This window comes from Parazoarcus communis SWub3 = DSM 12120 (genome assembly GCF_003226565.1).
Taxonomy (GTDB): domain Bacteria; phylum Pseudomonadota; class Gammaproteobacteria; order Burkholderiales; family Rhodocyclaceae; genus Parazoarcus; species Parazoarcus communis.
The window spans coordinates 30,171-49,613 of the sequence record NZ_QKOE01000009.1 but is presented as its reverse complement, the minus strand read 5'-3'; the positions used below and the strand labels follow the sequence as shown (position 1 = coordinate 49,613).

General features: G+C 61.4%; 23 protein-coding genes. 6 read left to right on the top strand and 17 right to left on the bottom strand.

The window, feature by feature from the left end; all coding sequences use genetic code 11:
* Nucleotides 1-16: 16 nt before the first annotated feature.
* The 7 genes from gdhA to mltG form a co-directional block, all read right to left on the bottom strand.
* Nucleotides 17-1,360, bottom strand: coding sequence for an NADP-specific glutamate dehydrogenase (gdhA, locus tag DNK49_RS13405; RefSeq protein WP_110525621.1), 1,344 nt, complete (start codon nucleotides 1,358-1,360; stop codon nucleotides 17-19).
* 139 nt (nucleotides 1,361-1,499) lie between these two features.
* Nucleotides 1,500-2,150 carry an ankyrin repeat domain-containing protein gene (locus DNK49_RS13400; RefSeq protein ID WP_110525369.1) on the bottom strand — a complete coding sequence of 217 codons (651 nt, stop codon included), beginning with the start codon at nucleotides 2,148-2,150 and terminating at the stop codon, nucleotides 1,500-1,502.
* The gene (locus tag DNK49_RS13395; RefSeq protein ID WP_110525367.1) at nucleotides 2,137-2,907 is read right to left on the bottom strand and encodes a TatD family hydrolase; all 771 of its coding nucleotides are present in this window, start codon (nucleotides 2,905-2,907) and stop codon (nucleotides 2,137-2,139) included. The genes DNK49_RS13400 and DNK49_RS13395 overlap by 14 nt, the downstream gene beginning before the upstream one ends.
* 8 nt (nucleotides 2,908-2,915) lie before the next feature.
* Nucleotides 2,916-3,281 (bottom strand): PilZ domain-containing protein, encoded by a 366-nt coding sequence (locus DNK49_RS13390; RefSeq protein ID WP_110525365.1) that lies wholly within the window; start codon nucleotides 3,279-3,281, stop codon nucleotides 2,916-2,918.
* Nucleotides 3,278-4,327, bottom strand: a complete 1,050-nt coding sequence (gene holB, locus DNK49_RS13385) for a DNA polymerase III subunit delta' (RefSeq protein ID WP_110525363.1) — start codon at nucleotides 4,325-4,327, stop codon at nucleotides 3,278-3,280. The genes DNK49_RS13390 and holB overlap by 4 nt, the downstream gene beginning before the upstream one ends.
* Entirely contained in the window at nucleotides 4,324-4,956 is a 633-nt protein-coding gene (gene tmk, locus DNK49_RS13380) for a dTMP kinase (RefSeq protein ID WP_110525361.1), read from the bottom strand. Before tmk ends, holB begins: the two co-directional genes overlap by 4 nt.
* Complete coding sequence (gene mltG, locus DNK49_RS13375) at nucleotides 4,953-5,954, bottom strand: endolytic transglycosylase MltG (protein WP_110525359.1); 1,002 nt, start codon at nucleotides 5,952-5,954, stop codon at nucleotides 4,953-4,955. Before mltG ends, tmk begins: the two co-directional genes overlap by 4 nt.
* Before the next feature lie 131 nt (nucleotides 5,955-6,085).
* On the opposite strand from mltG, the gene ygfZ reads away from it, so the two are divergent.
* Genes ygfZ through DNK49_RS13360 form a run of 3 tightly spaced genes read left to right on the top strand, consistent with a single transcriptional unit; the run spans nucleotide 6,086 to nucleotide 8,194 of the window.
* Complete coding sequence (ygfZ, locus tag DNK49_RS13370) at nucleotides 6,086-7,096, top strand: CAF17-like 4Fe-4S cluster assembly/insertion protein YgfZ (RefSeq protein WP_110525357.1); 1,011 nt, start codon at nucleotides 6,086-6,088, stop codon at nucleotides 7,094-7,096.
* Nucleotides 7,097-7,103: 7 nt separating this feature from the next.
* Complete coding sequence (locus DNK49_RS13365) at nucleotides 7,104-7,412, top strand: DUF4936 family protein (protein ID WP_110525355.1); 309 nt, start codon at nucleotides 7,104-7,106, stop codon at nucleotides 7,410-7,412.
* A complete protein-coding gene (locus tag DNK49_RS13360; protein WP_110525353.1) occupies nucleotides 7,403-8,194 on the top strand; it encodes an NRDE family protein in 792 nt (263 codons plus the stop codon). The genes DNK49_RS13365 and DNK49_RS13360 overlap by 10 nt, the downstream gene beginning before the upstream one ends.
* Here the strand turns inward: DNK49_RS13360 and DNK49_RS13355 are convergent.
* From DNK49_RS13355 to tadA, 3 genes are read right to left on the bottom strand one after another with little or no spacing between them, the layout of a single operon-like run.
* On the bottom strand, nucleotides 8,139-8,567 hold the full coding sequence (locus DNK49_RS13355; RefSeq protein ID WP_110525351.1) for a GNAT family N-acetyltransferase: 429 nt from the start codon (nucleotides 8,565-8,567) through the stop codon (nucleotides 8,139-8,141). The genes DNK49_RS13360 and DNK49_RS13355 overlap by 56 nt on opposite strands.
* A complete protein-coding gene (locus tag DNK49_RS13350) occupies nucleotides 8,564-9,049 on the bottom strand; it encodes a L,D-transpeptidase (RefSeq protein WP_110525349.1) in 486 nt (161 codons plus the stop codon). Before DNK49_RS13350 ends, DNK49_RS13355 begins: the two co-directional genes overlap by 4 nt.
* A 7-nt stretch (nucleotides 9,050-9,056) precedes the next feature.
* Nucleotides 9,057-9,521, bottom strand: a complete 465-nt coding sequence (gene tadA / locus DNK49_RS13345) for a tRNA adenosine(34) deaminase TadA (RefSeq protein WP_207806984.1) — start codon at nucleotides 9,519-9,521, stop codon at nucleotides 9,057-9,059.
* 108 nt (nucleotides 9,522-9,629) lie between these two features.
* On the opposite strand from tadA, the gene DNK49_RS13340 reads away from it, so the two are divergent.
* On the top strand, nucleotides 9,630-11,600 hold the full coding sequence (locus DNK49_RS13340) for a CHASE domain-containing protein (protein WP_279386422.1): 1,971 nt from the start codon (nucleotides 9,630-9,632) through the stop codon (nucleotides 11,598-11,600).
* Nucleotides 11,601-11,798: 198 nt separating this feature from the next.
* Here DNK49_RS13340 and DNK49_RS13335 read toward each other — a convergent pair whose 3' ends face one another.
* From DNK49_RS13335 to guaB, 4 genes are all read right to left on the bottom strand, one after another.
* Complete coding sequence (locus tag DNK49_RS13335) at nucleotides 11,799-12,218, bottom strand: type II toxin-antitoxin system VapC family toxin (RefSeq protein WP_110525345.1); 420 nt, start codon at nucleotides 12,216-12,218, stop codon at nucleotides 11,799-11,801.
* Nucleotides 12,219-12,473, bottom strand: a complete 255-nt coding sequence (locus tag DNK49_RS13330) for a FitA-like ribbon-helix-helix domain-containing protein (protein WP_110525343.1) — start codon at nucleotides 12,471-12,473, stop codon at nucleotides 12,219-12,221.
* Between the two features lie 279 nt (nucleotides 12,474-12,752).
* On the bottom strand, nucleotides 12,753-14,339 hold the full coding sequence (gene guaA, locus DNK49_RS13325; RefSeq protein WP_110525341.1) for a glutamine-hydrolyzing GMP synthase: 1,587 nt from the start codon (nucleotides 14,337-14,339) through the stop codon (nucleotides 12,753-12,755).
* A 74-nt stretch (nucleotides 14,340-14,413) separates the two neighbouring features.
* Nucleotides 14,414-15,874, bottom strand: a complete 1,461-nt coding sequence (gene guaB, locus DNK49_RS13320) for an IMP dehydrogenase (RefSeq protein WP_110525339.1) — start codon at nucleotides 15,872-15,874, stop codon at nucleotides 14,414-14,416.
* Between the two features lie 82 nt (nucleotides 15,875-15,956).
* Here guaB and DNK49_RS13315 point away from each other — a divergent pair, with 82 nt between their 5' ends.
* Complete coding sequence (locus DNK49_RS13315; protein ID WP_110525337.1) at nucleotides 15,957-16,460, top strand: DUF4124 domain-containing protein; 504 nt, start codon at nucleotides 15,957-15,959, stop codon at nucleotides 16,458-16,460.
* A 19-nt stretch (nucleotides 16,461-16,479) separates the two neighbouring features.
* Here DNK49_RS13315 and DNK49_RS13310 read toward each other — a convergent pair whose 3' ends face one another.
* On the bottom strand, nucleotides 16,480-16,812 hold the full coding sequence (locus DNK49_RS13310) for an RnfH family protein (protein ID WP_110525335.1): 333 nt from the start codon (nucleotides 16,810-16,812) through the stop codon (nucleotides 16,480-16,482).
* A 2-nt stretch (nucleotides 16,813-16,814) separates the two neighbouring features.
* A complete protein-coding gene (locus DNK49_RS13305) occupies nucleotides 16,815-17,249 on the bottom strand; it encodes a type II toxin-antitoxin system RatA family toxin (RefSeq protein WP_110525333.1) in 435 nt (144 codons plus the stop codon).
* Between the two features lie 90 nt (nucleotides 17,250-17,339).
* On the opposite strand from DNK49_RS13305, the gene smpB reads away from it, so the two are divergent.
* Nucleotides 17,340-17,786 carry an SsrA-binding protein SmpB gene (smpB, locus tag DNK49_RS13300; protein ID WP_110525331.1) on the top strand — a complete coding sequence of 149 codons (447 nt, stop codon included), beginning with the start codon at nucleotides 17,340-17,342 and terminating at the stop codon, nucleotides 17,784-17,786.
* Nucleotides 17,787-17,807: 21 nt separating this feature from the next.
* On the opposite strand, the gene DNK49_RS13295 is transcribed toward smpB, so the two are convergent.
* A complete protein-coding gene (locus DNK49_RS13295) occupies nucleotides 17,808-19,367 on the bottom strand; it encodes a protein adenylyltransferase SelO (protein ID WP_110525329.1) in 1,560 nt (519 codons plus the stop codon).
* Nucleotides 19,368-19,443: the final 76 nt, after the last annotated feature.

Genomic DNA, 19,443 nt, shown 5'->3' with positions numbered 1-19,443 from the left:
CACCCCGTGAGCACAATCAGATGACCCCTTGCGCCAGCATGGCATCAGCCACTTTGACGAAGCCCGCAACATTGGCCCCATCGACGTAGCTGACCCGGCCATCGTCACGCGTACCGTGCTTGATACACGCCGCGTGGATGCCACGCATGATCTCCAGCAAGCGGGCATCGACCTCTTCACGGGTCCACGACATGCGCATCGCGTTCTGGCTCATTTCCAGTCCCGAGGTCGCCACCCCGCCCGCATTGCTTGCCTTGCCCGGCGCGTACAACACGCCGTTTTCCTCGAACACCCTTACCGCATCGGCGGTCGACGGCATGTTCGCCCCCTCGGCCACGCAGATTGCGCCGTTCCGGACCAGCATCAGCGCATCATTGCCATCGAGTTCGTTCTGGGTCGCGCAGGGCAAGGCGACGTCGACCGGCACATGCCACGGCCGCCGACCCGGTTCGAAATGCACGCCAACACGTTCGGCATAATCGCTGACTCGGCCATAGAGGTGATTCTTGACCTCCATCAGGACCGCCAGCTTCTCCTCGGTGAATCCTTCGGGGTCAACGACGGTTCCGCTTGAATCCGATACCGTGATCACGCGCGCGCCCAGCGCCATCGCTTTTTCGACAGCATACTGCGCAACATTGCCGGAGCCGGAAACCGAAACACGCATGTTTTCCAGTGACCGCCCGGCGTGACGCAGCATCTCCTCAGCGAAATACACCGTACCGTAGCCGGTTGCCTCGGGGCGGATCAGCGACCCCCCAAAGCTCAGGCCCTTGCCGGTAAAAACGCAATCGGCACGGTTCGACAGCTTCTTCATCATCCCTGCCATGTAGCCGACCTCACGCCCGCCGACCCCGATGTCACCCGCGGGTACGTCGGTATCCGACCCAATGTGCCGATACAACTCGGTCACGAACGCCTGGCAGAAACGCATCACCTCGCCCGGACTACGTCCCTTTGGATCGAAATCCGAACCCCCCTTCCCGCCGCCCATCGGCAGCGTGGTCAGTGCATTCTTGAAGGTCTGTTCGAAGGCGAGAAACTTGAGGATGGACAGATTGACCGAAGGATGGAAACGAATCCCCCCCTTGTAGGGGCCAATCGCCGAACTGTGCTGGATACGATAGCCACGATTGACGCGGACCTCGCCGTGATCATCCACCCACGACACCCGGAACAGGATGGCGCGCTCCGGTTCGACCAAGCGATCAAGCAAGCCGTGTTCCGCATACCTGGGGTTGGCCTTGATGAAGGGCCACAGGCTATCGACGACCTCGGTAACGGCTTGCAGGAACTCTGGTTGTCCGGGATTGCGTTCGGCAACCAGTGTCAGGAACTCATGGGCAGATTGATACTTTATCGACACAGCACACCCTCGCACCAAAAAAGTGCGATTATCGCTTAAATGTCGATCAATGCACCACAGAAGTGCATTTAGCGCTGTTCCAGCCGACGTACCGACCAGGCAACGCCTTACAACCGGATTTGCAGCCCTCGCCTCAACGCGCCTTCCGTGCCTTGGCGATCAGGTCGGCAATATCGGTATTGCCACGCGAGCGTGCCCACTCCTCGGCGGTCAGGCCGGCGTCGTTCTTGCGGTCGAGCACGCTGCCCGCCTCGATCAGCTTGCGCACGACATCGATGTGACCATTACGTGCGGCAAGCATCAAGGCGTCGGACTGATTCGGTGCCAGCAGGTTGAGATCCGCCCCGGCACGCAGCAGACGCTCCACGACCGCCAGGCGTCCTTCGAACGCAGCATAATGCAACGGCGTCCAGCCCGCATGATTCAAAGGCGCACCCGCATTGAGCAGAACATCCACCACCTTTTCATGCCCCTGCAGCGCGGCCAGCATCAAGGCACTGTCGCCTGTCAGGTTGCGGTAGTCCAGGCGGGGACGATAAGCGACCAGCGCTGCCACGGTTTCAGCATTGCCCTCGCGTGCTGCAATGATCAACAAGGTATTGCCGCTGCTATCGACCGTATTCGGGTCGATACCACGCGACAACAGATCGACCAGCAGCCGGGTATCGCCCATGCGGGCCGAGTTGAGTGCATCGTCGTAACTGCTGGCTGCAACCGGTCCGGCAAGCAGGAAGCTGCTGGCAGCGGCGATGAGGAACTTGCGGATGATGTCAGGGCTGAGCATGGCGGAAGAGACGGAAGAAGTTCTCGGTGGTCGCCTGCTCGATGACATCCAGCGGAACATCGCGCAAGCGCGCGATCTCTTCTGCCACATGAACGACCCAGGCGGGTTCATTGGTCCTGCCCCGATGCGGCACCGGCGCCAGATACGGCGCGTCAGTCTCGATCAGCAGGCGGTCCAGCGGCACCCAAGATGCCACGTCCTTCAGTTCGCGGGCGTTACGAAAGGTGACGATCCCCGAAAAAGAGATATAGAAACCCAGCGCCAGTGCGGCTTCAGCGACTTCCCGCGATTCGGTAAAGCAGTGCATCACGCCGCCGCACTCGGCAGCGCCTTCTTCCTGCAGCAGTCGAATGGTATCTGCCGCTGCGCTTCGGGTATGCACAATCAAGGGTTTGCCGCAGCTACGCGCAGCACGGATATGGGTCCGGAAACGCGCCCGCTGCCATTCCGGCGCGTCCTTGTGCCAATAATAGTCCAGCCCGGTCTCACCGATCGCCACCACACGCGGGTGATCGGCAAGCGCAAGCAAGCGGTCGACGTCCGGCTCTTCGCAATCGGCGTTGTCGGGATGCACCCCCACCGAGGCCCAGAGATTGGCATGGCGTTCGGCCAGCGCACGCACGCGTGGGAAATCCTCGAGCTTGACGCTGATGCACAGGGCCTGCCCAACATTGGCCGCCTGCATGTTGTCCAGCAACTGGGGCTCACGTTCGGCGAGATCCGGGAAATCAAGGTGGCAGTGTGAATCGACAAACATCCGCGTATTCAGAGTGTGTGGGTGGGACGACTGGAGCCGAGGTGCCCCGCCAGAACCTGCTCGATGCGATGACGCAGGGCTGTGCCCGCCTCATCGGCAGAAAACTGCACACCAATGCCCGCCGCCTTTCCACCCTGCGCCCCTTGCGGTGTCAACCAGACAACCGTGCCGGCAACCGGATGCTTGGTGGGGTCATCCATCAACTGCAGCAGCATGAACACTTCGTCACCCAGGTTGTAAGCCTTGGGCGTCGGGACGAAAATCCCGCCGTTGTTCAGGAACGGCATATAGGCGGCGTACAGCGCCGACTTGGAGTTGATGTTCAGCGACAGCACGCTGGGGCGTGCAACCTGCGGGCGGGCAGCTTCGCTCAATTGCGGGATCCTTTGAAGGCGCGCGCATAGCGCATCAGCATGTCTTCTAGAAACAACCTGAGATTGAGCGGATGGGTTACCACCCGCCTGATCTGCAGGGTTTCATTGTAACAGTTGCTCAGTGCCGCCACGTCGGCACGTTTAGCCAGGTCAGACAGGGCGGCAGTCTGATCAGGGAAGAAACGCACCACTCCACCCAGTTTGAATACCGCCAGATCACTGACCCAACGTTGAAACCAGTCGACCAGCATGACCAGATTGAAGCCTCCGGCAAGCGCGTCCTTGGACTTCAACCAACTCTCCCACTGACCCGCAAGCCGCAGGGGATCGAAACCACCGGCAGCAAGGTCCTTGACGAAACGGTCGCGCCAGGCGGCCCCGCCCTGCTCGGCAAGACGTTTGGCTGCCATCGGCATGCCACCGCACAACGTCAGCAAGGGCGCCAGTGCAGCGCCCTCCGCGGCCAGCCATTGCTCAAGTAGCCTGGCACCAGGCCGTCCGACCGCCCACTGCTGACAGCGGCTGCGTATGGTCGGCAGCAAGCGACGTGGCGCCGAAGAAACCAGCAGGAAGCTGCAGCCAGCAGGCGGCTCCTCGAGCAATTTCAGTAAAGCGTTGGCCGTAAACACATTCATCGCTTCAGCCGGATCTATGATGACGACCCGGCGGCTGCCATGATGCCCGGTCACTGCAAGGGCGTCCTGAATTTCACGGATCTGGTCAATCAGGATCTGGCTGGACTTCGCCTTGGCTGTGGACTCTGCAGCGGGGGCTGCTTCATCCCCTTCCTCTGCATCCTGCGCAGAGGCTGGGACGACACGGTACAGATCCGGGTGATTGCCTGACAGCCGCCATCGGCAGGCGGCACATTGACCACAAGCCGCGCCATTCTCGGCAGGCGTATCGCACAACAGCCGGGCGGCAAGATGCTCGACCAGGTCGCGCTTGCCCAAGCCCGGCGGTCCAACAAACAGCAGCGCATGAGGCAGGCGCTGATCCAGGTCGATCAGACGCTGCCAGTAAGACTCCAGCCAAGGAGCGATCATGCGAACCAGCGCTCAGCCACGATGGCCTCGATCTGCGCCCGAATCTGCTCGGGCGAGCGGTCTGCGTCAATGATGCGGATCCGCTGCGGCGCCCTGTGCGCGCGCTCAAGATAGGCATCCCGCACGCGGACGAAGAAATCCCGCTGCTCGCGCTCGAAACGGTCTGGATTCACGCCCGTCGAGCGGACCCGGCTCGCAGCCACTTCCGGAGGCAAATCGAACAGCAGCGTAAGATCGGGCTGCAAACCCGGATGCACCCATGACTCCAGTACATCGAACTTGGCTGCATCCAATCCCCGACCGCCGACCTGGTAGGCAAAGGTCGCATCGGAAAAACGATCGCATACCACCCAGCGCCCGGCAGACAAGGCCGGCTCGATGAGACGCGCGACATGTTCGCGACGTGCGGCGAACATCAGCATCGCTTCAGTCTCCAGATGCATCGGCTCGTGCAGCAGCAAATCACGCAGACGTTCACCCAGCGGCGTCCCCCCAGGCTCGCGCGACTGCTCGACCGCTATCCCGCGCTCCCGCAGCACGGATACGACAGCCTCGATCTGGCTGCTCTTGCCCGCACCGTCGATACCTTCGAAAGTAATGAAACGGCCTCTTGCCGATGTTTGATTCAACTGCCGCCTCCACGAATGTATCGATTGACCGCGCGATTGTGTTCGTCGAGGTTGCGCGAAAACTGACTCGACCCGTCGCCACGCGCGACGAAATACAGGAAATCGGACTTCTCGGGTTTGACCGCCGCACGCAATGAGGCCAGCCCCGGTATGGCGATAGGGGTCGGCGGAAGCCCGGCACGGGTGTAGGTATTCCAGGGGTGATCGGTCTCGAGATGGATTCGGCGCAAACGTCCATCGTACCGATCCCCCAGGCCATAGATCACCGTGGGATCGGTCTGTAGGCGCATGCCGATACGCAACCGATTGGTAAAGACCGATGCCACCAGGCCACGGTCCTCCGGGCGGCCGGTCTCCTTCTCGACGATGGAGGCCAGAATCAGCAGTTCGTAAGCCGACGTCAGCGGTAGCGCCGGATCACGCTCAGCCCAGACTTCGTCGAGCTTCTGCTGCATCGAATGATGCGCACGTGCGAGCAGGGCGAGCGCGCTGGAGCGCTTGTCAAACAGATATGTATCGGGAAAGAACAGACCTTCCGGGTGGCTCGCCGTCGCACCGATCCGGGCCAGGATCTCGGCCTCGGTCAGGCCAGCCGTGTCGGGGTTCAGATCAGGATGAGCCTCGATTGCGGCCCGGATCTGACGAAAGGTCCAGCCTTCGGGAAACAGAAGCTCGCCCTGCGAAACATCCCCGGAAGACAGCTTCAGGATCAACCCCTGCACGGTGATGCCTGGTCCAACCTCATAGCTGCCCGCCTTGATCATGGCCGCCTTGCCCTGGATGCGGGCCAGCCAGTAAAGCAGTTGCGGCTCCACACCGACCCCAGCAAGCGCGATGGCCTGCGCAGCCTGGCGCATGTTGGCCCCCCGCTCCACGGTGAAGTCAACCACAGGCTGAGACAATGGAAGCGGACGGTTTGCATACCACCACGCGGCAGCCGAGACGACACCAGACGCCAGCAGCACCATGACCAACAGGGAGAAAAGGACTTTCTTCATCGACAACCGGTTTCTTGCCACTCAAAACGCCCCGTCACCCCGAAGGCGATCAATGGAGGCAGTCAGACAGCGGCGGGGCCCTATAATACTGCAACACGTCAACCGACGCCCCTTCACGAACCGATACGATCATGACTGCCTGGACCGACTTTCTCGCCAATCAAGGTGCCACGCTCGACAATGGCATCATTTCCTTTCCCAACGAAGCCGCTGCTGAAACCCTGGCCGTTCCGCTGACCCACCTGGGCATGCTGCAGAGCGTGGGGCCGGACTCCGCGCCCTATCTGCACAATCTGTTTTCAAATGACGTCAACAAGCTCGGCGAAGCCGAGTTGCAGCTCAACAGCTTCAACAGCCCGAAAGGCAGGATGCTGGCCAGCATCCTGCTATGGCGTGAAGGAGAAGGTCACGACCTGATCATCTCGGCAGACATCCTGCCCGCCCTGCACAAGAAATTGTCGATGTACATCCTGCGTAGCAAGGTCAAGCTTGGCGATCTGTCTGCCGAGCGCGCACTGATCGGCGTGACGGGCCCCCGTGCGGCCGCCGCGCTCCAGCAAGCCGGCCTTCCCGTGCCGGAAGGCTTGCGCAGTGTTGCTGCGGCCAAAGGCATCCAGGTGCTCTCGCTCGACGCAAACAACTACGTTGTTGTGGTGGGGGCCGAACAGGCTGCAAGCGTATTCGGCAGCCTTGACACTGCTGGCGCGGCGCCGGCTGGCACACATGCGTGGCAACTCGCGATGATTCGTGCCGGCCTGCCGCTGGTAACCCTGGCCACTCAGGAAGAATTCGTTGCCCAGATGCTCAACTACGAACTGATCGGCGGCGTCAGCTTCAAGAAAGGATGCTATCCCGGGCAGGAAATCGTTGCCCGTACGCAGCACCTGGGCAAGGTCAAGAAGCGGATGTACCGGATTGCCCTGCCTGCAGGGTGCTCCGCGGCAGCAGGTACGGACCTGTATTCGCCGGCATTTGGCGACCAGTCTGCGGGCAAGCTTGTCAATATTGCCCGCTTGAGCGATGGCAGCTTCGAGGCGCTGGCTGTCCTGCAGACCAGTTGTGCGGAAGCGGGCGAAATTCATGTCGGTGCGCCTGATGGCCCTCCGGCAGACTTGCTCGGACTGCCATACGCACTGGCCTGAGGTTCGCATGCAGGTAGCACGCCCGGCCTTGTCCCACCTTTTCATTTACTACAAGGTCAACGCGGGCCTGGACGCGTCTGGCGTTAAGGCCCGCGTGCGCAGCATGCAGGCCTCGCTTGCCCATCGGACCGGCATTCAGGGCCGGCTATTCGTCCGCGAGGATGCTGGCACCACGTGGATGGAGGTCTACCCACCTGCGCCGGACCCGGTGGCCTTCATGCAAGCACTGAACGAGGAAGTCGAACGTGCCGGTCTGCCGCTCCTGCTGGCCGATGGCAACCAACGCCATATCGAGACCTTCATCGAATGTGCCTGATCGTTCTTGCGTGGCAGCTTCACCCGGACTACCCATTGGTCGTCGCAGCCAATCGTGACGAGTTTCTTGCGCGTCCGGCCAGTCCGGCGCACTGGTGGACCGACGCCCCTGACCTGCTCGCCGGACGTGATCTGGAAGCGGGGGGAACGTGGATGGGCTTGAGTCGAAACGGTCGTTTCGCCGCCCTGACCAATTACCGCGACCCCAGCCAGCGACGCGAAGGCGCCCCCTCGCGCGGTGCGCTGGTCAGGGACGCCCTGCAGGCAGCCAGCGACACCCAGGCCACGCTGCAAAGTATCGCCACGCGCAGTGCCGACTACGCCGGTTTCAATCTACTGCTCAGCGACGGTATCAACCTGGGCATACACGAAAGCACGACAAACACCATCCAGTTGCTCGGGCCTGGCATCTACGGCCTGTCCAATCACCTGCTCGACTCCAGCTGGCCCAAAGTCGAGCGAGCCCGTGCCGCACTATCGGAGGCTTTGCATCACCTTCCCGATCGGGCACCGGTTCTGAACTTGCTACGCGACACCACGGCCGCTACAGACGCCGAGCTGCCCTCCACCGGGGTCAGCCTGGAATGGGAGCGCTGGCTCTCGCCTGCCTTCATCGCAGCACCGGGCTACGGCACCCGCTGTTCCAGCCTGATCACCCGGGACGTGCAAGGTACCGTCTGCTTCACGGAGTGGACGTGGGATTCAAGTGGCAGGCCGGCTGGCGAAGTCACGCACCGCTATGCTGTCGACGCATCACCCGATGTGGAATCCCCGCCTCCATGAACACTTCGTCCTCGGCCACAAAACCGTAGCGTTGATAGAAGCCGACCGCATCAACCTGGGCATTCAAGATCGTCATCTCCATGCCTCGGTTGGCCGCTTCCGCAAGCAGTGCCTGCAGCACCTGCCCACCCACACCGCGACCTCGCCATTCCGCAGCAACTGCCATGCGACCAACGTGCCCATCGGGCAGCAGGCGCCCGGTGCCCACCACCTCACCCGCCTCGGTCAGTGCCAGCGCATGACGGGACAGAGGGTCAAATTCGTCGAGCTCCAGCTCGGCAGGAACACCCTGTTCGACGACGAACACCTGCTCTCGCAAAGGCATTGCCCACGTAGCTGCAGTCTGCCAATCGTGAATTTCGATGGTGATCATGTGTGCTCCCGGATATCCACAAAGGTGCCTGCCGGCACCAGATCAAACAGTTCGATGATGTCGCGGTTGCGCATCCGGATACAACCATGCGACAAGGGCACCCCCATGGGTTGGTCATCGCCCGTACCATGCAGGTAGATGTAGCGCCGCATCGAATCCACTTCGCCTCCCCGATTCAGCCCAACCTGCTCTCCACACAACCACAGGATGCGCGACAGGATCCAGTCCCGCCCGGGATGGGCTGCCGCAAACGCCGGCGACCAGATTTCGCCGGTCGGGCGACGCCCACGAAACACGGTCCCCGCTGCCGCGCCGCCACCGATCCTGGCGCGGATCCGGTGCAAGCCACGCGGTGTGCACTCGCTGCCGCTGCGTTCACCCGGCCCATTCCTTGCCGTGGACACCCGGTAGCGGCGAATACAGGTACCCGCCTCATCATGCAAGGTCATCGACTGGTTACCGAGATCGACAATCAGGAGCATGATCCGCTCAGGCGATCAGGGTCTTGCCACGCCGCGCGGCAAAGAAGGCGGACAACATGCCGCCACATTCGTCAGCCATCAAGCCGCCTTCGATCGTCGCATGATGGTTGAGGCGAGCCTCATCAAACAGGTCGATGACACTGCCAGCAACACCGGTTTTAGGGTCGCGAGCACCGAACACAACGCGCCGGATGCGCGCATGCATGATCGCCCCGGAACACATTGCACACGGTTCCAGCGTCACATACAGCTCGCAACCGGGCAGCCGGTAGTTGCCCAGACGCTGCGCCGCGTCTCGCAAGGCCATCACCTCGGCATGAGCGGTCGGATCATGACGCCCGATCGGCTGGTTGAAGCCACGTCCAACAATCTGGCCATCGAGTACAACGATCGCTCCCACAGGCACCTCGCCGCAAGCACCGGCCTGACGCGCCTGCTCCAGCGCCTCACGCATGAAATCTTCGTCCTTCATCATTACCTTGCCCAACCATGATTCCCGCAGTGTAGCCGAGCACCGGGCTGGCAAGAATCCCGGAAAAGTGAAACACTGGATTCAATACAGGACTCGCAGGGAAGCAAAGTGTCCAGCCCGGAAATCAGCGCCCACGCGGGGTCACTGCGCCCTTCCGAAAGCACCTCACTCGCCTACCTGGCGCTGGTGCTCGGCCTGATACTGACCCTTGCTCTTTGGCATTACTCCGAAACCACTTTCCATCAACGTGCGCAAGATCGTTTTGCCTATCGCGTCGACAAGGAAAAACTGACTCTGCTCAACCGGATCCAGGCCTACGAACAGGTGCTGCGAGGAGGACGGGCACTTTTCGCTGCCAGCGATGACGTCACCGTAGACGAATGGCGCCAGTACGTCGCGCTGCTGGCCCTTGAGCAGACCCTGCCCGGCATACAGGGCACCGGCTTCACCTTGATGGTGCCAAGATCCTCGCTTGCCAGCCATGTCACGCAGATCCGCACAACCGGCTTTCCAGGCTACGACATCCACCCCGCCGGCGACCGCGAGCTTTACTCCAGCATCCTGTACCTGGAGCCTTTCGACGCCCGCAACCAGCGGGCCTTCGGGTACGACATGTACGCCGAACCGATACGTCGCGAGGCAATGGAGCGCGCCCGGGACACGGGTAATCCAGCACTGTCGGCAAAGGTCACCCTGGTGCAGGAGACCGGCAAGGATGTGCAGCCCGGCTTTCTGATCTACCTTGCCGTCTATCGCAACGGCGCCCCCACCGACACGGTCGCCCAACGCAGGGCAGCGCTGGTTGGCTTCGTTTATTCCCCGTTTCGAGCACACGATCTGATGCGGGGCATCTTCGCCGAGGTCGACCAGGATGTGAATCTGGAAGTCTATGACGACGCCGTCGCGCCTGAAAATCTGCTGTTTTCGTCGCAAGCACAGGTCCGCGATGCGCGTTACACCCTCGAATCACCGATGGAGATCAGTGGTCGGCGCTGGGTGCTCCGCTTCCATAGCCGCGAGCAGTATGAAGAGGCCACCCGCACCATACAGCCTCAAATACTGCTGACTGCCGGCACCTTGTTGAATGTGCTGCTGTTCACGGTGATGTACACCAGCGCACGCCATCGCCGCAGGATGCGCATCGCCGCGGCCGCCTTGACCGACAGCCTGGCCCGATACCAGACCCTGGTCGAAAACGTACCAGGCACCGTCTTTCGTTGCGAACCAGGCATCCCGTGGCGCTTCATTCATGTCAGCGCAGGCGTGGAAACCTTGACCGGGTTCGCCGCCGGCAGCTTCATTCGTGGAGAACAGACGTTCGGCAAACTGATCCAGCAGGAAGACCTCGAACACGTTCAGGAAGTCCTGGCCGCGGCCTTTGCGGCCCGAACGGCCTATGAGGTTGAATACCGCATCCGGACGCGGACTGGCGAAACGAAATGGGTCAGTGAACGCGGTCGCGCAAGCTACGATGATCAAGGCAACCCAACGTTCATTGACGGAGTCATACTCGACAGCACGGAACAGAAACTGGCCGAAAATGCGATCCGTGATCTTGCCTTCTATGATCCGCTGACCGCACTGCCCAATCGCCGCTTGCTGTACGACCGACTGCATCAGGCCATCGCCAGCAGCGCCCGCAGCAGGCAGCACGGTGCGGTACTGTTCATCGATCTCGACAAGTTCAAGGCCTTGAATGACAGCGCCGGGCACGAAGCCGGTGATGCCCTGCTCAAGGCCATTGCCCGGCGTTTGACAGAAACCGTGCGACAGGACGACACCGTCGCCCGTCTCGGCGGCGACGAGTTCGTCGTGATTCTCGAAAACCTGGGCAACGCAGCAGATGCGGCAACAAAAATGGCATACACCATCGCCAACAAACTCCGCGAGGCGTTGAGCGCACCTTACACCCTGGGCGAACTCACTCACCAGACCACGCCGAGCATTGGCATCGCGACCTTTTGCGGCAGCGCTCGCGAACCGAATCAACTCATCCGCGATGCCGACACTGCAATGTATCGGGCAAAGTCATCAGGTCAGGGCTGCATCTGCGTTCATGCAGACACGCACGAGGCCTGAGTTGAGAAACGCTGTAAGCGCCCGGCGAACGCCTTGACGGCGTTGCTTAGCAGGAACCGAGCGGCCTTGATCAAGCTCGCGCTTGCCCACGGCCAGGTTTCATCGAAGCGCTACGCCACTAGCCAATCGGTATCGCCCTGGGCACTGAGGCCCGGACTTTGGTAATTCTGTTCTCGGCCCTTACGGGGAGTCCCGGCCCTAAACGTCCGTCCAAGGGTTGATGACAGTCACACCGGCCGCTTCATAGGGCGATGTGTCGCGTGATGCCACGATGAAACCCCGCGATGCTGCAACGGCCGCGATGTAGCCGTCTGGCGTCGGGAAGCCACGCCCGCCGTTCTTGGCCGTCACGGCCAGGTCGGCGTAGTGGCGCGCTGCATCCGTGTCGAACGGCAGCACGCGATCTTTGAACAGCACCAGAAGTTCGTTCAGGGCGCGGTCGAGCATGTTCTTGTGCTTGCCTGCCGGCAGCACCCGGATGCCAAACAGCAACTCGGCCAGCGTGACGCTCGACAGATATAAGGTCTCCGCCGCCTGCTCGTTCAGCCAGGCCCTTACGGCCACGTCTGACTCCGGCTTCATCGCCTCGGAAACGACGTTGGTATCCAGGACGATCATTCAGTCAAAGCTCAATGGTTTGGCCGGCGTCTTGTCGCGCACACTCTCGAAGACGGCGAAATCTTCATTCTTCAGGCCGATCGTGCGGCCGATGGCCGCCAGGGCTTCCCCTACACGCACGCGCTCCTCCGGTTTGACCACGGCCGCCAGAATCTCGCGCACCTCGGCTTCCGTGCTGCGGCCGTGCTGGGCCGCCCGCACGCGCAAAGCGCGATGCACGTCATCGGGCACATTCCTTACAGTCAGGATTGCCATGATTCAAAACCTCTCATTTGCTGTCCATGACTGCAACAATAGACAAATGCAGTCATCAGCACAAGCAAGAAGCTCCGCGCCCCTTCCTGCCCTGGCGTCTCGCCCTCTTGGTTTCCATCTGCGCCCGTATCCGGGTCTCGCGCAGCTCCAGTTCGGACGGCGCCGACTTCTGGCCCCTGCCGGCGGCGGGGCCGAATGAAATCACAAAAAAAGCCCGCAGTGACGCGGGCTTATGGGTGTTCTCTTGCTACTCGGTGCCAGCCGGTGCCAGACGCCGAATCATTCCCACTCAATCGTCGCAGGCGGCTTCGAGCTTACATCGTAGGTGACCCGATTGATGCCCCGCACCTCATTGATGATGCGGCTCGACACCTTTTTCAGCAGGCTGTAAGGCAGTTCCGCCCAGTCGGCGGTCATGAAGTCGCTGGTCTGTACCGCGCGCAGCGCAACCACGTAATCGTAGGTGCGGCCATCGCCCATTACGCCAACGCTCTTGACCGGCAGGAATACCGTAAAGGCCTGACTGGTAAGGTCGTACCAGCTCTTGCCGCTATTCGGTTCGATGGTCGAGCGCAGCTCTTCGATGAAGATCGCATCAGCACGTTTGAGCAGGTCGGCAAACTCGGGCTTGACCTCACCCAGGATGCGCACCCCCAGGCCCGGGCCCGGGAAGGGATGGCGGTAGACCATGTCGGGGGGCAGTCCGAGCGCCACGCCCAGCTCGCGGACCTCGTCCTTGAACAACTCGCGCAGCGGCTCCAGCAACTTGAGTCCCAGGGTCTCCGGCAGGCCACCGACGTTATGATGGCTCTTGATGGTGGTGGCCTTCTTGGTCTTGGTACCACCGCTTTCGACCACGTCGGGATAAATGGTGCCCTGTGCAAGCCACTTGGCATTCGACAACTTCTTGGCTTCGGCCTGGAACACTTCGACAAACTCGCGGCCGATGATCTTGCGCTTCTGCTCGGGGTCGGTGACGCCCTTCAGATGCCCCATGAACTGGGCGGCTGCGTCGACATGAACGACCTTGGCATGCAGGCGACCGGCGAACATATCCATGACCATCTGGCCTTCGTTCAGACGCAACAGGCCATGATCAACGAACACGCAGGTCAGTTGATCGCCAATGGCGCGATGGATCAACGCCGCCGCCACCGATGAATCCACCCCACCGGACAGGCCCAGGATGACTTCTTCGTCACCCACCTGGTCGCGGATGCGCGCAACCGCCTCCTCGATGTAATTGCCCATGATCCAGTCGCCAGCACAGCCGCAGATCTCGCGCACGAAGCGGTTGAAGATCTCCGGACCTTGCACCGTGTGGGTGACTTCGGGGTGGAACTGCACGGCGTAGTACCGCTTGTCTTCATTTGCCATGCCGGCGATCGGGCAACTGGGCGTCGACGCCATCAGCTTGAAGCCCGGCGGCAGCGCGGTGACCTTGTCACCGTGACTCATCCACACCTTGAGCATGCCGTGACCTTCCGGCGTGGAGAAATCCTGTACCCCCTTGAGCAGTTCGGTATGACCATGCGCGCGCACCTCCGCGTAGCCGAATTCGCGCGTATCGCTCCAGCTGACCTCTCCGCCCAATTGCACCGCCATGGTCTGCATGCCGTAGCAGATACCCAGCACCGGCACGCCGAGATCCCACACGGCCTGCGGCGCGCGCAATTGATGATCTTCGTAAGTACTGGCATGGCTGCCCGACAGGATGATGCCCTGGGGCGCAAAGGCACGGATGAAATCGTCCGACACGTCATTCGGATGTATCTCGCAGTACACATGCGCCTCGCGCACACGGCGGGCAATCAGCTGGGTAACCTGGGAGCCGAAATCGAGGATGAGGATTTTCTGGTGAGCCATGGGCGCGGAGATCTCAAACAGCAACAAAAAGGAAAAGGCGGCCTTGCAGCCGCCCCGGAGTATGTCGAATCAGCTTAGCTGATCTGGTAGTTGGGCGCTTCCTTGGTGATCTGCACATCGTGCACATGCGACTCGCGCATGCCGGCCGAACTGATCTGCACGAATTCGGCACGCGCGTGCATGGTCGGGATGTCGCTGCACCCAAGGTAGCCCATCGATGCCCGCAGGCCACCCACCAGCTGATGAATGACAGCTGTCACCGCACCCTTGTAGGGCACACGACCTTCGATGCCTTCCGGCACGAGCTTGTCGATGTTGGACGAACTGTCCTGGAAGTAGCGATCCGCCGCGCCCTTCTCCATCGCACCCAGGGAACCCATGCCCCGATAGGACTTGTAGGAACGCCCCTGGAACAGCACGGTTTCACCCGGTGCCTCTTCGGTACCGGCGAACAGGCCACCGAGCATGACCACATTGGCACCCGCCGCGATCGCCTTGGCAATGTCACCCGAGAAACGGATGCCGCCGTCGGCGATCATCGGCACCCCGGTGCCGGCCAGCGCGTTGGCCACATTATCGATCGCAGTGATCTGAGGTACGCCAACACCGGCAACGATGCGGGTGGTGCAGATCGAGCCCGGGCCAATACCCACCTTGACGCCATCTGCGCCGGCATCGACCAGCGCTCGTGCGGCAGCGGCCGTCGCAATGTTGCCACCGACGACCTCGATCTGCGGGAAACGCTTCTTGACCCAGGTCACACGGTCAAGCACGCCCTGCGAATGGCCATGAGCGGTATCGACCACAATCATGTCCACACCGGCCTCGGCCAGCAACTCGGCACGCTCTTCGGTGCCCGCCCCAACGCCGATGGCCGCGGCCACGCGCAAACGACCTTGTTCGTCCTTGGCCGCCAACGGGTGCTCGGTGGACTTCATCATGTCCTTGACGGTGATCAGGCCGGAAAGCTCGCCTGCATCATTGAGCACCAGCACGCGTTCGAGGCGATGCACGCGCAACAACTCGCGTGCTTCGTCCAGGCTGGCGCCCTCACGCACCGTTACCAGACGTGCCTGCGGCGTCATGATTTCAGAAACACGCTGAGCCAGATTGGTCTCGAAACGCGTGTCGCGGTTGGTGACGATACCCACCACCTTTGCACCTTCGACCACCGGCACACCGGAGAAGCGATGCTGACGCTGCAGCGCAATCACCTCGCCCACCGTCATGGTCGGCGGAATGGTGATTGGATCCTTGAGGATACCGGATTCGTGACGCTTGACCTTGTGCACCTCGGCGGCCTGTTCTGCAGGCGACAGATTCTTGTGCACCACACCAATGCCACCTTCCTGGGCAAGGGCAATCGCGAGGCGCGACTCGGTGACGGTATCCATTGCCGCGGATACCAGGGGAATATTCAGGCGGATGTTACGGGTAACCTGACTCTGCAAGCCGACATCGCGCGGGAGCACCGTCGAGTGGGCGGGGACGAGAAGGACGTCATCAAACGTCAGCGCCTTCTGGATCACTCGCATGGCTTCTTTCCTTTCGACCAAATCCGTATTATACAGAGGCGCTTCGCCCCATGTAAGCGGCGCAACAACCGGAGACCTTCAAATGATCCGCCCTTCCCTTGCCTTGCTGGCGCTTCTTACTGCGCTGCCCGTCGCAGCACAGATCTACAGCTGGAAGGACAAGGATGGAAAGATTCATTACTCGGACACACCGCCGCCGACCGGCGAGATGAAGACATTGCAGCGCCCGACACGCACCCCGCCGCCCATGCCGACAGGCGAAGCCGCCAGCGAGACAGCCGAGGGCAAGAAAGCCGACACCAACGCAGACCCTGCCAAGCCCAAGACACTGGCTGAGCGCGAACTCGAGTTCCGGCAGCGCAGGGCAGCGGAGGCAGAAGCACAAGCCAAGGCAGAAAAAGAGGCCGCCGAGGCAGCGGACCGCCAGCGGGCCTGCGAACAGGCTCGCAACCAGCTTGCGGCGCTGAACTCAGGCCAGCGTATCTCGCGCTTCAATGCTTCAGGCGAACGGGAGTTTCTCGATGACGCTGCACGAAATGCGGAAATCGCACAGACGCAGCGCCTGATCGATCAGGCCTGCAAATAAGCAGGGCCGCTTTGCCTGATCAGGCAGCGGGCGCTTCCTCTGCCGGCCCCCCGCCCTTCTTCATGACCTTGCCCTCATCGGCGCGCTTCTTGCGCACGGCTTTGGGGTCGGCAATGAGCGGGCGGTAGATCTCCACCCGGTCCCGATCACGCAGCACCGTATCCGCCTTGGTGAGCTTGGCGTAGATGCCAAGCTTGTTGCGCCCATCGATTTCGATGTCGGGATACTTCTGCAGCAAACCGGACGCCTCGACTGCATCGCGCACCGTCGCACCTTCGGGCAATTTGACGGTGACGAGCTCCTGCCGGAACGGCAGGGCATACGTTACTTCCACGCTGATCTGTTCGGCCATGATTATTTTCCGTACACCTGCCCTGCGCGTTTGACGAAGGAATCCACGAACGTATTGGCGATGTGGTTGAACACCGGCCCCAGCGCCTTCTCCAGCAACTTGCTGGAAAACTGGTAGCGCAGGCTGAACTCGACCTTGCAGGCCGTCTCGCCAAGTGGCGTGAAACGCCAGCTTCCATCCAGATGCGTAAACGGACCATCGGTCAGGCGGATGATCATCTCGCCCGGCCAATGCTTTTCATTGGCAGTGGAAAAGTGCGCCTTGATACCGTGGTAGTTGATGTGAATGGTCGCCTCGGTCGTCACGTCAGTACGCGCATGAACCTCGGCACCACCGCACCAGGGCAGAAACTGGGGATAGTCCTCGCAGCGGTCGACCAAGTCGAACATCTGCGCGGGAGTGAATTCGATCAGGACCAGTTTCTTGACGTCTGCCATCGGTATCAGGGCGAGCGCTTCGCCGAACTGCTAAAATGCGCGATTCTACCGCAAAGGCACGGTCCGTCAGCCCGGACAATCTCTCCGCCCATGAGCATCATCGACAACCGCAAGGCGTATCACGACTACTTCATCGAGGAAAAGCACGAAGCCGGACTCGTCCTCGAGGGCTGGGAGGTCAAGGCCATCCGTGCCGGTCGTGCCAACATCAAAGAGGCCTACATCATCATCCGGGGCGAAGAGATCTTCATCCTCGGCATGCACATCACGCCACTCACCAGCGCTTCGACCCATATCAAGGCCGACCCCACCCGCACCCGCAAACTGCTGTTGCATGGCCCCGAGATTGCGCGCCTGATCGGCAAGGTCGAGCGCGCCGGTTTTACCCTGGTGCCACTCGACCTGCACTACAACAAAGGCCTGGTGAAGGCCGAAATCGGTCTTGCCAAGGGCAAGAAACAGTACGACAAGCGTGAAGACGAAAAGAAGCGTGACTGGGAGCGCGAAAAGCAGCGCCTGATGCGGGTCAAGGCCTGACCCCGCACCCGTAGCGCCCGCTCAGGAACTGCACGACAACATCGAACAACCGGGGCGTACCCTTGCCCAGTCTGGGCGCTTGGCCGCATAGGCCTCCCGTCCCGGCTGCTGCTCATAAGGGCGGCGAAACACGTCCAGCAGGGTGTGCACGCCTGAAAGATCACCCTTTTCTGCCAGATCGATGGCCTGCTGTGCAAGGTAGTTGCGTGGCACGTAGAGCGGGTTGACCGCATTCATGCGTTCCTGCCGCAACGCTTGCGGTACGCCTTGTGCACTCAGCCTGGCAGCATAGTCTGCCAACCACGCTTCGAACTCGGGACGTGCGGCATCGCGCTTTTCGGGGTCGTAGAACGCATCGTCGAACACCGAGAAATCCGGCCGGTCAGGATCAAAAACTGCCAGCGCCCGGTAGAACAGACTCATATCCACCTCATTGACTTCCAGCAGACGGTGCAGGCGTTCGACTTGATCACCATCACCGTCCTGCCACACCTCAAGCCCAAGCTTGTCGGCAGTCATGCGCTGACTTTCCCGGGTGTAAGTCTCCGAGTAGGCTTCCAGCGCCGCCTCCAGCCCTTTCGCATCCTTCAGCGCCGGATAGAGTGCATTGGCCAGTTGCCACAGGTTCCAGTGCGCGATCTTGGGCTGATGCCCGAAACGGTAGCGCCGCATTTCTTCATCGGTGGTATTGGGCGTCCAGCCGGTGTCGAAATTGTCGATCCAGCCATAAGGACCATAATCGATGGTCAGGCCCAGGATGGACATGTTGTCGGTATTCATCACGCCGTGCACGAAACCCACCCGGATCCAGTGCGCGACCATCACCGCAGTACGCCGGCAGACTTCGTGAAACCAGCCAATACGGCGCTCGGTCGGAGAACCTTCGATCTCGGGAAAATCCCGCGCGATGGTGAAATCCACCAGTTTCGCCAGCAGATCGGCATCCCCCCGAGACGAGAAGATCTCGAAATTGCCAAATCGGATGAAGGACGGTGCCACCCGGCACACCACCGCGCCCGGCTCATACTGCGGATTGCCGTTGTAGAACATGTCACGCACCACCTGCTCGCCCGTACCCACCAGACACAACGCGCGGGTCGTGGGCACGCCCAGATGATGCATGGCCTCGCTGCACAGAAACTCGCGGATCGACGAGCGCAGCACCGCCCTGCCATCGGCACGGCGCGAATAGGGCGTTGGCCCTGCCCCTTTCAGCTGCAGCTCCCAGCGCTGACCCGCCGCATTGACCGTCTCGCCCAGCGTGATCGCACGGCCATCGCCCAACTGACCCGCCCAGTTGCCGAACTGGTGCCCGCCATAGCACGCGGCATAAGGCTCCATACCCGGCAGCAAGCGATTACCACCAAATACCTCGGCAAATACGGGGTCGGCCGCATCGCTCAAGCCCCAGCCAAGCAATTCGCCCACCTCTGGCGACCATGCCAGCAACTGCGGCTTGGCCACGGGCGTCGGCATCACACGGGAATAACAGGCGCCATGAACCTGACGAATGCGCGGGCCCTCCTCCGGATCTCCCGGCAGCTCGCGCACAAATCGATTATCGAAAACCAGCGTTTTCATCGTCGTTCGAATCCAATGGGAAGTCGCATGAAAGCGTTAACGCGAGCAAAGCCTGTGCCAACCAGCCTCGCCGCAG

What these genes read in the sequence shown, in the direction of transcription:
- mltG (WP_110525359.1), bottom strand. Translation starts at nt 5,954, where the DNA reads ATGAAGAAAGTCCTTTTCTCCCTGTTGGTCATGGTGCTGCTGGCGTCT.
- guaA (WP_110525341.1), bottom strand. Translation starts at nt 14,339, where the DNA reads ATGGCTCACCAGAAAATCCTCATCCTCGATTTCGGCTCCCAGGTTACC.
- DNK49_RS13330 (WP_110525343.1), bottom strand. Translation starts at nt 12,473, where the DNA reads ATGGCAATCCTGACTGTAAGGAATGTGCCCGATGACGTGCATCGCGCT.
- DNK49_RS13365 (WP_110525355.1), top strand. Translation starts at nt 7,104, where the DNA reads ATGCAGGTAGCACGCCCGGCCTTGTCCCACCTTTTCATTTACTACAAG.
- ygfZ (WP_110525357.1), top strand. Translation starts at nt 6,086, where the DNA reads ATGACTGCCTGGACCGACTTTCTCGCCAATCAAGGTGCCACGCTCGAC.
- DNK49_RS13395 (WP_110525367.1), bottom strand. Translation starts at nt 2,907, where the DNA reads ATGTTTGTCGATTCACACTGCCACCTTGATTTCCCGGATCTCGCCGAA.
- DNK49_RS13360 (WP_110525353.1), top strand. Translation starts at nt 7,403, where the DNA reads ATGTGCCTGATCGTTCTTGCGTGGCAGCTTCACCCGGACTACCCATTG.
- smpB (WP_110525331.1), top strand. Translation starts at nt 17,340, where the DNA reads ATGAGCATCATCGACAACCGCAAGGCGTATCACGACTACTTCATCGAG.
- tadA (WP_207806984.1), bottom strand. Translation starts at nt 9,521, where the DNA reads ATGAAGGACGAAGATTTCATGCGTGAGGCGCTGGAGCAGGCGCGTCAG.
- DNK49_RS13305 (WP_110525333.1), bottom strand. Translation starts at nt 17,249, where the DNA reads ATGGCAGACGTCAAGAAACTGGTCCTGATCGAATTCACTCCCGCGCAG.
- DNK49_RS13310 (WP_110525335.1), bottom strand. Translation starts at nt 16,812, where the DNA reads ATGGCCGAACAGATCAGCGTGGAAGTAACGTATGCCCTGCCGTTCCGG.
- DNK49_RS13295 (WP_110525329.1), bottom strand. Translation starts at nt 19,367, where the DNA reads ATGAAAACGCTGGTTTTCGATAATCGATTTGTGCGCGAGCTGCCGGGA.
- holB (WP_110525363.1), bottom strand. Translation starts at nt 4,327, where the DNA reads ATGATCGCTCCTTGGCTGGAGTCTTACTGGCAGCGTCTGATCGACCTG.
- DNK49_RS13400 (WP_110525369.1), bottom strand. Translation starts at nt 2,150, where the DNA reads ATGCTCAGCCCTGACATCATCCGCAAGTTCCTCATCGCCGCTGCCAGC.
- DNK49_RS13355 (WP_110525351.1), bottom strand. Translation starts at nt 8,567, where the DNA reads ATGATCACCATCGAAATTCACGATTGGCAGACTGCAGCTACGTGGGCA.
- guaB (WP_110525339.1), bottom strand. Translation starts at nt 15,874, where the DNA reads ATGCGAGTGATCCAGAAGGCGCTGACGTTTGATGACGTCCTTCTCGTC.
- DNK49_RS13335 (WP_110525345.1), bottom strand. Translation starts at nt 12,218, where the DNA reads ATGATCGTCCTGGATACCAACGTCGTTTCCGAGGCGATGAAGCCGGAG.
- DNK49_RS13350 (WP_110525349.1), bottom strand. Translation starts at nt 9,049, where the DNA reads ATGCTCCTGATTGTCGATCTCGGTAACCAGTCGATGACCTTGCATGAT.
- DNK49_RS13315 (WP_110525337.1), top strand. Translation starts at nt 15,957, where the DNA reads ATGATCCGCCCTTCCCTTGCCTTGCTGGCGCTTCTTACTGCGCTGCCC.